This window comes from Nocardiopsis sp. FR4, assembly GCF_009830945.1.
Taxonomy (GTDB): Bacteria; Actinomycetota; Actinomycetes; order Streptosporangiales; family Streptosporangiaceae; genus Nocardiopsis.
This window is the reverse complement of sequence record NZ_ML776455.1, coordinates 148,408-161,759: the sequence shown is the minus strand read 5'-3', so window position 1 is coordinate 161,759 and position 13,352 is coordinate 148,408. Positions and strand designations below refer to the sequence as shown.

General features: G+C 74.1%; 11 protein-coding genes and 2 tRNA genes. All 13 read right to left on the bottom strand.

Features of this window, described 5'->3' with window-relative positions; translation table 11 throughout:
* Positions 1-276 precede the first annotated feature (276 nt).
* Positions 277-1,341, bottom strand: coding sequence for a UDP-N-acetylmuramate dehydrogenase (locus tag FYW95_RS02930; RefSeq protein WP_160049964.1), 1,065 nt, complete (start codon positions 1,339-1,341; stop codon positions 277-279).
* 3 nt (positions 1,342-1,344) lie between these two features.
* Positions 1,345-1,770 carry a MaoC family dehydratase gene (locus FYW95_RS02925; protein ID WP_160049963.1) on the bottom strand — a complete coding sequence of 142 codons (426 nt, stop codon included), beginning with the start codon at positions 1,768-1,770 and terminating at the stop codon, positions 1,345-1,347.
* Entirely contained in the window at positions 1,767-2,216 is a 450-nt protein-coding gene (locus tag FYW95_RS02920; protein WP_159941442.1) for a MaoC family dehydratase N-terminal domain-containing protein, read from the bottom strand. Before FYW95_RS02920 ends, FYW95_RS02925 begins: the two co-directional genes overlap by 4 nt.
* A gap of 156 nt (positions 2,217-2,372) precedes the next feature.
* Entirely contained in the window at positions 2,373-2,537 is a 165-nt protein-coding gene (rpmG, locus tag FYW95_RS02915) for a 50S ribosomal protein L33 (protein WP_013156089.1), read from the bottom strand.
* Between the two features lie 79 nt (positions 2,538-2,616).
* Positions 2,617-2,692 (bottom strand) — tRNA-Met (locus FYW95_RS02910).
* A 97-nt stretch (positions 2,693-2,789) separates the two neighbouring features.
* Positions 2,790-2,865 (bottom strand) — tRNA-Thr (locus tag FYW95_RS02905).
* Positions 2,866-3,028: 163 nt separating this feature from the next.
* Positions 3,029-5,080 carry an ATP-binding protein gene (locus FYW95_RS02900; protein WP_159941441.1) on the bottom strand — a complete coding sequence of 684 codons (2,052 nt, stop codon included), beginning with the start codon at positions 5,078-5,080 and terminating at the stop codon, positions 3,029-3,031.
* A gap of 102 nt (positions 5,081-5,182) precedes the next feature.
* Entirely contained in the window at positions 5,183-9,787 is a 4,605-nt protein-coding gene (locus FYW95_RS02895) for a TIGR02680 family protein (protein WP_160049962.1), read from the bottom strand.
* On the bottom strand, positions 9,729-11,120 hold the full coding sequence (locus FYW95_RS02890; protein WP_160049961.1) for a TIGR02678 family protein: 1,392 nt from the start codon (positions 11,118-11,120) through the stop codon (positions 9,729-9,731). The genes FYW95_RS02895 and FYW95_RS02890 overlap by 59 nt, the downstream gene beginning before the upstream one ends.
* The gene (locus FYW95_RS02885) at positions 11,120-11,986 is read right to left on the bottom strand and encodes a DUF2397 family protein (protein ID WP_160049960.1); all 867 of its coding nucleotides are present in this window, start codon (positions 11,984-11,986) and stop codon (positions 11,120-11,122) included. The genes FYW95_RS02890 and FYW95_RS02885 overlap by 1 nt, the downstream gene beginning before the upstream one ends.
* 146 nt (positions 11,987-12,132) lie before the next feature.
* On the bottom strand, positions 12,133-12,681 hold the full coding sequence (locus tag FYW95_RS02880) for a hypothetical protein (RefSeq protein WP_160049959.1): 549 nt from the start codon (positions 12,679-12,681) through the stop codon (positions 12,133-12,135).
* A gap of 150 nt (positions 12,682-12,831) precedes the next feature.
* Positions 12,832-13,113, bottom strand: a complete 282-nt coding sequence (locus FYW95_RS02875) for a hypothetical protein (RefSeq protein WP_159941436.1) — start codon at positions 13,111-13,113, stop codon at positions 12,832-12,834.
* Between the two features lie 12 nt (positions 13,114-13,125).
* A complete protein-coding gene (locus FYW95_RS02870; protein ID WP_370463235.1) occupies positions 13,126-13,311 on the bottom strand; it encodes a hypothetical protein in 186 nt (61 codons plus the stop codon).
* Positions 13,312-13,352 lie beyond the last annotated feature (41 nt).

The window sequence follows — 13,352 nt, the reverse complement described above, 5'->3', positions numbered from 1 at the left end:
TTTTCCGGGTCAAAGGTCTCGTCCGCCCCTGACAGGACACGCGGCCTGGCCGGGCTCGTGCGACCGGGCCGAACGGCCAGGATGTCGATCGCACGCATTGGGGACTACTCCCCTTCGACTCCTCCGAGTTTAGGGGGGAAAGGCGAAATGACGCAATTCATGGCATTGTCGAATTCGTTTATCAGTCAGCCCTGAGAAACAAGTTGGCCGCACCCAACTTTCGAATTGGGTGCGGCCTGCGTAGGGGCGCGGACACCGGCGGAAGCGCGTGCGGCCTCAGAGCGAGACGCCGACCATCACCGGTTCGTTGACCAGGCGGACACCGAAGGCCTCCTGGACCCCGGAGCGCACCTCGCGGGCCAGTTCCAGCAGGTCCTCGGTGGTGGCCCCGCCGGGGTTGGTCAGCGCCAGGGTGTGCTTGCCGGAGATCCGCGCGGGTCCGGAGCCGTAGCCCCTGGAGAACCCGGCGCGGTCGATCAGCCAGGCGGCGGAGAGCTTGATCCCGCCCCGGCCGTCGGGGTGGCCGGGCACCTCGACGTCGGTGCCCAGGCGCGCGGCGGCCCGCTCCCGGACCTCGGCGAACTCCTCGGCGGTGACCACCGGGTTGGTGAAGAACGACCCGGCGCTGCGGGTGTCGGGGTCCGCGGGGTCCAGGACCATGCCCTTGCCCCTGCGCAGTTCCAGCACGGTCTCCCTGGCCTGTTCCAGGGGCACGCGGGCGCCCGCGTCGGTGCCCAGGGTGCGGGCCACCTCGGCATAGGCGATCGGGCGGCTGAGCTTGGAGCGGCGCAGGGCGAAGACCACCTCGCACACGACGTGGCGGTCGTCGCCCTTGAAGACGCTGTCGCGGTAGGTGAAGCCGCACTCGGCGTTGGTCATCCGGCGCCGCTGACCGGTGCGCCGGTCGTGGACGAGCACCTCGCGGATGGTCTGGCTGACGTCCTGGCCGTAGGCGCCCACGTTCTGGATGGGGGTGGAGCCGACCCGCCCGGGGATGCCCGACAGGAACTCCACGCCGCTCAGGCCCTCGGCGACGGCGCGCTCGACCAGGGGGTCCCACTCCACGCCGGCGTCGGCGCGCAGCAGGACCACGGGCTCGCCGTCGTCGTCGGTGCCGGCCTCCTCGAAGGAGACCTCCCGGGAGTCCACCAGGACCACGGTGCCGGGGAAGCCCTCGTCGGAGACGACGAGGTTGCTGCCGCCGCCCAGGACCAGCACGGGCTCACCGGCGGCGTCGGCCTCGGCCACCGCCGCTACGAGCTCCTCGGTGGTGGCCGCCGCGCGGAAGGAGCGGGCCGGGCCGCCCAGGCCCAGGGTCGTGTACTCGGAGAGCGTGGTCACGGTCTACCTCGCCAGGCGTACGGTGGCCTTGGACTGCACCAGGACCTTGGCGCCGCCCGACCGGGCGGTGAGCAGGACGTCGACGGTGCCGTCGTCGTTCTTGGCCTTGACCCTGCCGCCGACGGTGATCTCGGCGCCCTCGTCGTCGGGGACCACCACGGGGGCGGAGAAGCGCACCGAGTAGTCGACGACGCAGCCGGGGTCGCCCGCCCAGTCGGTGAGCACCCGCGCGGCCTCGGCCATGGTGAACATACCGTGCGCGATGACGTCGGGCAGGCCCACGGACTTGGCGAAGCGCTCGTTCCAGTGGATCGGGTTGAAGTCGCCCGAGGCGCCCGCGTAGCGGACCAGGTCCAGGCGGCGGACCGGGAAGGTCCGCTCGGGCAGCTCGGCGCCGACCTCGACGTCGGCGTGGCGCAGCCTGTTCATTCGTCTCCTCCCCGCACGACGAGCATCATCGTGGCGGTCACCACGTGCTCGCCGCCGGCGTCGTGGGCCACCGTCTCCAGGGTGAGCAGCTCGTTGCCGCCCAGGGCGCGGATCCCCGTGATGCGGGTGACGCTGTCCAGCAGGTCGCCGGCGTGCGTCGGGCGGCTGTAGTGGAAGCTCTGGTCGCCGTGCACGACCCGGGAGAAGTCCACGCCCAGGTCGGGGTCGGCGATGGCCTGGGCCGAGCCCGCCATGCCCAGGATCACGGGGAAGGTGGGCGGGGCGACCACGTCGGGGTACCCGGCGGCCCTGGCCGCGGCCGGGTCGGTGTAGACCGGGTTGGGGTCGTTGACCGCCTCGGCGAACTCCCGGATCTTGCCCCGGGTCACCTCGTAGGGCTCCGGCGCGGGATACTCCCGGCCGAGGTAGTCAGGGTTGATCGCCACGCTCTGCTCTCTCCTGTCGTGAAGGGGCCCGGACACACGGACGGCCCGGTGAGCGGATCGCTCACCGGGCCGGAAGTCCGTGTGCCGTGGGTCCACGAGAGTGGCTTGGCGCCATCACGCTCGGAGACGATCGCACTCGAGGGCGCTCGTCAGGGACTAGCGGGTCTCGCGGTGCTCGTTGTGCTTGCGGCAGTTCGGGCAGAACTTCTTGATCGCGAGACGGTCGGGGGTGTTCCGACGGTTCTTGCGGGTGATGTAGTTACGGTGATTGCACTCCTGGCAGGCCAGGGTGATCTTCGGCCTCACGTCTGTGGCAGCCACTTCGGAGTGCCTTTCTCGCTGGTAAACAGTACTAAGCGCCCGCGACGACCCCTGAGCGGAGACTCAGGGGTCAGCGGGTTGGTAGCGGGGGCCGGACTTGAACCGACGACACAGCGATTATGAGCCGCTTGCTCTACCGACTGAGCTACCCCGCCCCGATCGAACGGGACCTGGTCCGAACGGACAGGTCCCGGTTCCGGCCGGTGGTCCTCACCGGCCACCCACCTGAGTGGACCGGACGTCGTCAAGTGGTGGAGCCCCTTTACGGAATCGAACCGTAGACCTTCTCCTTACCATGGAGACGCTCTGCCGACTGAGCTAAAGGGGCGCGCTGCTGGGGCTTCCTTGCCGTCCGCCCCGGGGGCGTTGCCCCCTTGCGCTGGTCATGACTATACAGGGATTCGGGGGTGCTCTGCCAAATCGAATGCGCCCCGGGCCCCGCCGGCCTCCAGAACCCCTGGTCACAGCGGCTTCCGGAAGTCGGATGTGACTCAGGCCGCCCCCTCGGAGACCCACACGTTGGACATGGCGTCGCGGTGGATCGTGCGGATGTCGGCGGGCAGGCCCAGCCGGAGCAGGGCGTCGGACAGGCGCGTGTCGTGCGTGAACACGATCAGCTGGCGGTGCCTGCCCACCTCCGCCAGGACCGTGGCCAGTCCCTCGACGGTCTCGGTGTCCATCGCCTGCACCGGGTCGTCCAGCACCAGGAAGCCGAAGGGGTTGCCCTCCACCAGGGTGCGCGGCAGGCAGACGGACAGCGCCAGCGCCTGGAACTCGCCCTGGCTCAGCAGGCCGGGCGCGCTGGTCTGGTCCTCGACGCCGTCCACGGCCACGTCCACCTCCACCCGGCGCCGGGCGCCCCGGCCGATGAGCCGCATGCCCTGGAGGTCGATGTGGCGCTCCTGGCGCAGCCGGTACCAGACCTGTTCGGCCTGCGCGGCGAGCGGGCCCAGCCGTTCGGAGCGCAGCGCCATGGCCTGCTCGGAGAGCCAGGTGAGCGCGGCCTCGGCCCCGGCCAGCGCCTCCCGCGCCGCGAGGGCGTCCTGGGCCTCGTCCAGCCACGCCGAGAGCTGGCCCGCCAGCTCCGCCCAGCCGCCGGTGGGGTCCTCCAGCCGTTCGCTGGCGTCGCGGCGGGCGCTCACCGCGGCGGCCCGCAGCTTGCGGCCGACCGTCTCGATGTGCTCGGCCAGCTCCCCGAGGTCGGAGATGTCCGCGCCGGACTCCCACAGCGCCCACACCTGGCCCAGCTCGCTCTCCGGCGGCAGCCAGCTCGGTGCCGGGGACATCAGGAAGCGGGCCTGGTCCCTGGCCGCCTCGGCGCGGTCGTAGGCGGCCGCGACGGCGGCCGCCTGCGGCCGGAGCGCCCGCAGCTGGGCCTTGGCCTGACGAGCCCAGTCCGCGCCCAGCGGCGCGGAACACGTGGGGCAGGTGGTGTCCGTGGGATGGCGCTGGTGGTGTTCGAGGGCCTGTTCCAGCAGCCGGACCACGCCGTGGGCGTGGTCGCCCTTGCTGCCCGCGGCCATGGCCAGCTCCATGGCGGCGCCCCGGAGCTCGTTGACGACGTCGGACATCAGCACGCGCTCGGGCACCGACAGCCGCCGCAGGCGGCGCAGGACCACGTGCTGCTCGGGGTCGCTGGGCCCGTCGTCGGCGGCGATCCTGCGCAGGGCGTCCATGTCGAAGTAGGAGGCCGTCAGGAGCTGGACGGCCTGGCGGGCGCGCGGGTCGTCGGAGGCGCGCAGGGCGTCGAGCAGGTAGCGCAGTTCCCGCGAGGGCCGGTCGCGGCGCCTGACGAGTCCGTCGCAGACCTTGGCCAGGCGGCGTTCGGCCTCGGCCAGGCCGCTGAGCCCCAGCAGGCCGGTCAGGGTGTCGTACAGCTCGGCGGAGCGCCCGGTCACCGTACGGCCGAGCTCGTCGTAGGACAGGAAGGGGCGGTACCGGACGAGGTTCTCGCCCCACTCCAGCGTGCGCAGCGGGGCGACCTCGCCGTTGGGGAGGACGACCTCGCCGCGCGCCGAGCGCACGCTGTCCCCCGTCCACCTGCGGGTGACGCGGGTGGAGCCCTCGTCCCCGGCGACGCGGATGTCCACGGACGCCTCGGTGCGCTCGTCGTAGTGCAGGTTGCGCCAGCCGTCGCGCCAGCCGGTGGGCATGGCGTCCCACCGGGGGTTGCGCCCGGTCAGGGCGGCCTCGGCGGCCTCGGCGAAGCTCGACTTGCCCGAGCCGTTGCGCCCGACGATCACCGTGAGCCCGGGTCCGGCGCCGAAGGTGAGTTCGGCCGGGCGGCCGATGCCGCGGAAGCCCTGGACCCGGATCCCGGTCAGGTAGGCGCGGCGCACGTGCGCCGCGGACCCGTGGCCGCCCTCCGCCCGGGGCTCCGGTTCCATGTCCGGGATCTGCTCGCCGTTGAGGCGGGCGGTGAGGGCGTCCTCCCCCCACAGGGCCGCGGTGACCCACGAGCGAACCTCGCGGGGCAGCCCCGAGCGCGCCAGAGCGTCCAGGAGTGCCGTCCCACCCTCGAACGTCTCGGGTCCCCGAGTCACTTCGTCACCCCGCTCCTGTGTCGTTCTTGCATCAGCAGACTAGGACAGGTGGGGAGGAAGCGCTCGCCGAACACCGTCCTCCGGGCGCCCCGGGCCGGGGGCCTACACGCCCACCAGACGCCTCCTGCTGCCGTCCCAGGTGAAGTGCAGGGTCGCGATCCCCGGCACGTTGGGGTCCCTGAGGCACTCGTAGATGTTCAGGCTGGGCACGCTGGCGAAGCAGCCCCACACCCGTTCGGAGGTCAGGACGAAGTCCAGGTCCAGCTCCACCAGCAGGCCGAGCAGGCGCCCGTGGGTGGGCTCGTCGACCTTCGCGAAGGCGTCGTCGAGCAGGATCAGCCTGGGCGCCCACGGGGCCCGGGCGGCCAGGGCGTCGAAGTGCGCGGCGGCGGCCGCGAACAGCACCAGGTAGGCCACCACCCGCTGCTCGCCCTGGCTGAGCGCCGTGCGGTGGCCCAGGCGGCGCTCGTTGCCCGTGGCGTCGGTGACGTACACGGAGAACGTGAACCAGGACCGGTAGTCGAGCGCGGCCCGCAGCTGCGCGCCGCCCGTGGCGGTGGGGTCCAGGCGGCGGATCGCCTCGATGCACCGGCGCAGCGCGTCCCGCAGGCGCGTGGTCTGCACGCGGGTGCGCTCCTCGGGCGGTGTGGCCAGGAGCGGTACGACCGCCTCCACGTCGGCCCCGGCGTCGGGCGCGAGCCGCCAGTCCAGGCGCACGCCGAGGCCGGCGGAGGTGGTGACGTCCTTGAGGACGTCGTTCATGGTCGCGATGAGCGCGCGGGCCTCGTCGATCTGGCGTGCCAGGTGGCTGGCCAGCTCGCCCAGCAGGTGCCGTTCGAAGGCCTCCTCCTCGGCGATCGCGACGGCCTCCTCGGCCCTGACGACCGCGGCGGCGACCCGTTCGGCGTAGGCGGTGACGTCGTGGGCGCCGTCCTCGTCGTGGACGGTGAGGCGCTTGACGCCCCGGGGCTCGCTCATCTCGGTGCGGATCTGGGCCCAGTCGGCGGAGGCGAGCACCCGGTTGAGGTCCTCGCGGCTGCTGAGGATGGCGCTGTCGTCGACCCCGGGGACGGACTCCTGTGCGGCCAGGCCCTCGGCCAGGCTCTCGACGAGGGCCTGGAGGGAGGCCAGGCGGGCGTCGGGGGCGGCGGCCTCCTCCCGCAGGGCGAGGTAGGCGGCGAGGGGGCCCTCGTCCCCGGCCCGGTCCTCCAGCCCGGCGGCGCGCAGCAGTACGGCGTCGGGGACCTCGGAGTCCCCGCCCTCGGTGGTGAGCGCGGAGACCAGGCCGTCCCCGGCGGCGAGCGCCCGGCGGACCTGCTCGGCGCGCTCCTGGGCGGCCACGACCAGGCGGGCCTCGGCGCTGACTCTCTCGTCGCGGGCCCGCTGGGCGCCGCGTTCGAGCTCGGGCAGGCGCTCGGCGGCCTCCTCCGCCCGGGCGCGGACCTGGTCGCGCGCGGCGTCGAGCTGTTCGGGGGCCACGCCGCGGGCGCGGTCGCCGAGTTCGATCTGGCGGCGGACGGTGATCATGTCGTCGATGGCCGCGGCGCGGGCGTCCTCGGCCAGGACCCGGTCCGCGCGCGCGGAGCGCCACGCGGCGAGGTGCCGTTCGTGGTCGGCGAGCTCCCAGGCCAGGACGTCCAGGTCGCGCAGGGCCGAGGCGATGAGCACCCGCAGGTGGTCCAGGGCGCGCAGGGCGCTGTCGAGTTCGGCCCGCGTGGTGGGCAGGTCCCGTTCCAGGGCGGGTCCCCCGTCCGCCGCCGCGGCCACCGCGGCGGAGTCGCGCAGCCTGCGCCGGACGCCGAGCAGTTCGTCCCGGCAGGCCTCGGCGGCCCGGCGCGCCACGTCGTGCGCGTTCCGGGCGGCGGCCAGGTCGGCGCGGGCGATGTCCAGCGCGGCCCAGGCGCGGATGAGCGGGGTCGGGTCGGGCAGTTCGCGGGAGATCTCCAGGAGCTCGGCGTAGGAGTGCTCGACCGCCCAGCGGCGCTCCCCGGCCTCGGCGAGCAGGGCCTCGGCGATGGCCATGCGGCGGTCGGTGTTGGCGGACGTGCGGTCGCGGGCCCGTTTGCGGGCGGCCTCGCCGATGTACTCGGGTTCGTCCTTGGTGTGGGATCCGGAGGCCACGCCCAGGCGCCAGCTCCCGGAGAGGGACATGGAGCTGGTCAGGGAGACGGTGCTCTGGCTGTCGCGGCGGTGGCGGGGCTCGGTCTCGGAGGGGGGGTTCCCCTCCTCGCCCTCGGCGTCGGTGTGCAGGGCGACGGAGGACAGCAGGGCGCGCAGGGCGTCCTGGCCCACGGGGGCGTCGGGGACCGGCACGAGGACGTCGAGCAGGGTGCGTTCGCGGACCGGCCGGGAGAGCAGGGGCACGGGCGCCGGGGACAGGATCACGTCGCGCGTCCCCGGCTCGTGCAGGGCGCCGTCGGCGCGCACCCATCCGGCCAGCAGCCCGCTGGCCTCCAGGGCGGCCTCCAGCCCGGCCTGTTCGCGGGTGCTGAGCCCCTCGGCGAAGTCGACCGCCAGGTAGAGCGGGACGCCCTTTCCGGCGTGCCTCGCGGAGGTGGCCCAGGCGGGGCGCTCGGGGGCGTGCTCGGCGTTCCTCGTCCTGCGCTCGGCGAGTTCGGCGAGTTCGTCGGAGAGCTGGCCCTCCTCGCCCACGGCCACGTCACGGCGGGCGCGCAGCTCCTCCAGGAGGGGGTCCACGGCCGTGTGCGCCAGGCGGGCGACCGTGGCGGGCACGTGCGGGTCCAGGACGCGCAGGGAGTCGTTGATGGGCAGTTCGACGCTGCCCTCCAGCTCGTGGATGGCCTCGCCCAGGGCGTGGGCGTGGCTGGAGTCGCGCAGGCGGGCGGCCCAGGTGCGGACGCCCTCGGCGTAGGCCGCGCTCTCGCGCCGCACGCCGTCGATGGCCTTCTGCTCGCGGGTGTGGGCCTGTTCCAGGACCGCGTCGGCACCCTCGGCCTCGCTCGTCAGGGCGACCAGGCGGCGGTCGGCGGCGGCCTCGGCGGCGGTGAGGCCGGTCAGGCGGGCGGCCAGGTCGGTGCGGTCGGTGGAGCGGGCGGCGGCGCTCGTGAGCCGGTCGTGGAGGCGTCCGAGGCGGTCGCGCAGGGCGTCCAGGTCGATGCCCTCGACTGGGGCGCGTTCGACGGCCTGCTCCAGCCCCTGCAGGTCCACGCGCGTGGCGCTCTCGCGGGGGGCGTGGACGGTGGGGACGGGGTCGGGGACGGTGCCGAGGACGGCGGGGTCGATGCCCGCGGCGGAGGCGGCGCGCGCGGCCTCGGAGTGGGTCTGGCGGAGCACCTCCAGGGCGCGCTCGATGGTGCCGGTGTCCTCGCCGAGCCGTTCGATGGCGTGCCGCTCCACCCGTTCGGCGTGTTCGGCGGCCACCCAGGCGGCCTCGGCTGCGCGGATGTAGGCGCCCACGGCGGCGTCGTAGGCGCGGCGCTCGTTGGAGGTGGCCGTGGCTGCGCCGTTCCGGGCGGAGGCGAGGGTGCCGTCGTCGGCGCGGGCGGTGTCGCGGGTGCGGCGGGCCTGGTCGCGCTCCTCGGAGATCTGGCTCTCGGCGGTGATGAGGCGGTCGAGTTCGGCGCGCAGGCGCTCGGTCTCGCCGGTGCGTGCGGCGGCGGCGTCGATCTGCTCGCCGACCTCGTCCAGGCGGGCGCGCAGGCAGTGCGCGAGGTAGCCCCGGTAGTCCTCCAGGAAGGCGGTGACGCCCGCCCGGGCCCCGGTGAGGGCCTCCTTGTCGGCGCGGGCCTGTTCCAGGTCGGCGATGTTGCGGGCGACCTCGTCCAGGACGGACTCGTCCATGGGCGGCAGCGCCTCGGACAGGACGCCGACCAGTTCACCGGCCTCCAGGCGGTCGCCGATGGTGGGGCGGCGCAGCCGGTAGAGCAGGTGGATGAGGTTGCGGTAGCGGACGGAGTCGTCGATGCCGAACAGGTCGCGCATGACCCGGGCGCGGTAGGCCACGGCGCTGGTGAAGCAGTTCTCGGCGCCGATCTCCGAGCGCAGGCGGTCGACGGGTTTGGGGCGGCCGTCGGTGACCAGCTCCAGGTCGTGGCCTACCCGGTGCTCGGTGACGAAGAACACGCACCGGGGGTCGGAGTCGCCCACGGCCAGGACGGCGGCGCCCAGGGTCAGGTGGCTGGGCGGGGTCTGGGGGTCTCGGGGCGGTTCCGGGGCGGTGGCGGCGAGCAGGGCCGAGGCGCTCTGGGGGCCCGTGCCGCTCCGGGCGGCGGCGTCGAGCCCGCGTTCGCCGCGTTCGGTGGTGAACTCCACCCACAGGTAGCCGAGCCGGGTGACGGGCCCGGTGGACTCCTGTTCCGGGCCCTCCTCCTCGGGTTCGGGTCCGCCGAGCAGGTCGGGGCCGGTCTCCTCGGCCTCGGGCAGGCGGCCCGCCCGGGGGTCCTCGGCCATGAGCCAGCGCAGGCTGGTGCGGTTGGTGCCGGTGGTGTCCAGGCGGCGCACGTCCCCGTCCAGCAGGAAGGGGAGCAGCATCTCCAGGGCCTTGGACTTGCCCGCTCCGTTGCGGCCGCGCAGCAGCAGCCGCCCCTCCGCGAAGTCCAGGACGTGGTCGTCGTACTGCCAGACGTTGCGGATGCCCGCGCGTTCGAGGCGGTAGCGGGGGACGTCTCGGGAGGGGGCCGCGGCGGGTTCAGCCGGAACCGTCGACATCTCCGCTCCCGGTGCCTGGCTGGTCTCCTGGGTCACCACTGGTCGCGCTCACCTTCTCGTTCGCCACCGCTCGCAGCACGGACGCCACCCGGCTCAGGTCGCCGTCGGGGTCGGCGGGAGCGTCGGGTTCGTGGTCGTCACCGGAGCCCCGTGTGGGGTCGGGGCGGGTCCGGCCGTGTTCGTCATTGTCCAGGATCAGGGGGACGCGCTCGTCCGTTTCGGCCCCGTACCGGGCCGCCGCCGCGGTGAGCCGCCACCGGCCCGGGCCGCCGGTCAGCAGCCCGAGGTCGGACAGAAGGCCCAGGACCCGGGCGCGGAGCCGCGCGGGGTCGGGGACCTCGGGCCCGGCGGTGCGGGCCCACTCGGCCCGGGCGGGGGCGTCCTCGCCGCACAGGGCCTCCAGCGCGGCGTCCAGCACCCGGTCCGGGACGGGGACCGAGGTGGCGGGCTGACCGGGGTGCAGGCGGCCGGAGAGGTGCCGGACCAGGGCCAGGGCCACCTGTCCGTCGGGGTCGTCGGAGGGGAAGCGGGGCCGGGCCCCGGCCTCGTCCGGCATCACCAGGGCCACGCCCTCGGCGCGGACCTCGGTGTCGCAGCCGAGGAGGTTGTTGAGCATGGCGGCGGCCCGCCACTGGTGGGCGGCGAGGCGGTCGCGCTGGCGGTGGGGCAGTTCCTCCCGGTAGACCACGGCGGTCTCGGCCAGGAGGCGGCGCAGGGCGGTCTCGCCCTGCTGGTCCCCGTCGGGGTCGGTCTCGTCGAAGGCGTGGAGGAAGGAGTCGGGGTCGTCGGCGGCGCGCGGCAGGTGGGCGGCCACGGAGCGGGCGACCTGCGTGTGCGTGAGCAGGCCCGGGTCGGCCGCGGGGTCGGCCTGGTGGTCCGCGACGGCGCCGGAGGTCTCGGTGAGCGCTCCGAGCGCGACCAGGCGGCGCAGGGCCGCGCAGAAGGCGCGGCGCTCGCCGAGGCCGCGGCCGGGGTCGGCGTCGATCCCGGCCTCGTAGGCGGCGGCGCGGACCTGTTCGGCCAGCCGCCGGACGGTGGTGGGGCCGTGCTCCTCGACCAGGACGGCCAGGGACAGGGCGAGGTAGGTGTGCGTGCGGGGGGTGAAGGGGGCGCCGGTGGTGCGCGTGAAGGCCCCGGCGGCCCGGACCGGGAGTCCGCGTTTGACCAGGCGCGCGTGGTCGTCGGCGACGGTCAGCCGGTAGCCGAGCACGCGCTGGAAGCGCTGGACGAGCCACTCCGCGTGGGAGCGCACGAGGGAGAACTCGGCGGGGTGGGTGCGCTCGGTGAGCAGGGGGCTGGCCAGGAGGGCGCGTGCCGCCGCCTGCCGTTCGCCGATGAGCGCGGCGTCCTCGCTGTAGATGTCCGTCTCCATCACCCCCACGATCGGGTCCAGGGCCGGTTCGGGGACAGCTCGATCGGACCCGTGGTCAGGGTGTCGGGGTCCGGTCCGGGGAGGTCGCCGGTGTCGGCGGGGGGTTCCTCGGGCGCGCCCCCGGGGTCGGTCCGGTGTTCGCCGGCTGTCCCGGGTTCGTCGGCCGTCCCGGGTTCGGGGGCGCTCTCCGCCGCGGGCGCGGCGGGTTCCGGGGCGGGTGCGTCGAGGACGTGCTGCTCGTAGGGGGTGACGCACAGGCGCACCCCCTCCAGGGTGAGCTCGCCGCCCTCGCCCCGGATGGTGACCTCGGCGCCCGGGGCGGAGACCACGTGCAGGCGCAGGGCGAACTCCAGGTCCCCGGCCGAGGTGGACCTGCGGCTGGCGTCGCCGGAGCCGAGCGCCGCGGTGAGGAGTTCCATGAGGACCTCCATCCCGGCGCCGGACAGGTCCAGGCGGGCGCTGTCCCCGGTGGGCTCGGTGAGCAGGGAGCGGACCTGGGCGGCGCCGGCGCGGCGCCAGTGCGCGGAGGACTCGGCCGCGTCGCGCAGGCGCGCCTGCTGGGCGCGGTGGTCGCGGACCGGTTCGGGGGGACGCGTGCCGGGGTGCTCGACGACGGTGCTGCGGTCGGGCTCGGCCTGCCACCAGCTGCTGGTCGCGGCGACGCCCTCGTCCACGCGGCCCTCCAGGTGGAGGGCGGGGTGGAGGGCGTAGGCGGCGTTGGCGAGGGCGTCGGCGCGTTCGGGGCCGGCCTCCTCGAACCAGGTGGCCAGGCGCAGCAGAGCGGCGCGGCCGTGCCTCGGCGCCGGTCGCCCTCCGGTGCCCTGTGCGTCGTCCGCGCGGTCGTCCGTCCGCTGGTTGAGTCCCACAACTCAGCAGACTAGAGACCTCCCGGGCGCGCCACGCCCGTTTCGGCACCTTCTGGTCCTGTCGAGGGGGTCGCATCACCCGTTCTGACCAGGAAGGACATTCTTTTCAGGAACTTTGCCCAGATTCTCCGCGGCCGTGGGAAAGCTCACTCCGCGCTCGGCAGCGCCAGGCGTCCGCCGTCGGCCTCCTCCATGGCCTGGAGCATCTCCTCGGGCATGTCGTGGTGCTCGGTCACGGTGTACGTGGAGAAGTACGTGGCTCCGTCGACCTCCACCGGGTCGCCCAGCTGCACCTCGACGTCGTAGGGGTCGTTCTGGCACCCCTGCTCCATGCACCAGGTGCCCGACAGCTCCCCCTCCCCATGGGCCATCTGGTCCGTCCACTCCTCCCACTCCATGTCGGAGAAGGTGGTGAACTCCGTGGCGACGTAGTCGGTGGGGCGCCGGTCCTTGAAGCCGTTCTCGTTGCCGTACCGGTTGAGGACGAGGGCGCCGCCGCCGTCCGCGCCCTCCTCGTCCGGTTCGGCCGTCTGTACGGGTTCCTCGTTGTAGGGGCCTCCCGTGGCCCCGGGGTCGATCGGAGTGGGCTCCTGCTCCCCCATCTCGCTCTCGGGCACGTCGGGCGTGGTCTCCTGCTGTCCGCAGGCTGTGACCGCCAGCAGCACCGCCGCTCCGGTCAGGATCATGTGCCTCATCCGGTCTTCCTCCTTCGTCGTGTGGCCCCGCCCCGCGGGACCTCCGGTCGGCGACGGCAAGGCCCCCCGGCGGGATGCCGGGGGGCCTCGACGAACCATCTGGTCCCTCACTGTCACCGCGGGGCCGGAAGGCCCGGCGCCCGCGGCCGATCAGTAACCGTGGCCGTTGTCGTCCTCGCCCTTGTGGTGGTCGTGGTTCACGTTGGTCCCCAAGGGCCCGTTGACGCAGTCGCCGGCGAACTGCGGAGACAGGATCGGGATGTTGACCGCGCCAACGCCCACAGCCAGGTCGACGTTGCAGAGCTGGATCGGCACCAGCTGCAGGTTCTGGTTGAACTGCTGGCCACCGCTGGCGGAGGCCGGCGAGGCAGCGAGCACCGCACCCAGGGCGACACCGGCGATCGCGGTGGCGGCCGTCAACTTGCGCAGCATGTCGAGAACCTCCTAGTCGATGTTGGTGCCAACGGGGCCGTTGATGCAGGCACCCGTCGTCTGCGGCGACGCGATCGGGACGTTGATCGCGACCAGGCCGGCCGCGGCCTGCACGTTGCAGAGCTGGATCGGCACCAGCTGCAGGTTCTGGTTGAACTGCTGGCCACCGCTGGCGGAGGCCGGCGAGGCAGCGAGCACCGCACCCAGGGCGACACCGGCGATCGCGGTGGCGGCCGTCA

Excerpts from the sequence above, each read along its gene's own strand:
- FYW95_RS02925 (WP_160049963.1), bottom strand. The coding sequence starts at position 1,770 with ATGAACAGGCTGCGCCACGCCGACGTCGAGGTCGGCGCCGAGCTGCCC.
- FYW95_RS02890 (WP_160049961.1), bottom strand. The coding sequence starts at position 11,120 with ATGGAGACGGACATCTACAGCGAGGACGCCGCGCTCATCGGCGAACGG.
- FYW95_RS02880 (WP_160049959.1), bottom strand. The coding sequence starts at position 12,681 with ATGAGGCACATGATCCTGACCGGAGCGGCGGTGCTGCTGGCGGTCACA.
- FYW95_RS02875 (WP_159941436.1), bottom strand. The coding sequence starts at position 13,113 with ATGCTGCGCAAGTTGACGGCCGCCACCGCGATCGCCGGTGTCGCCCTG.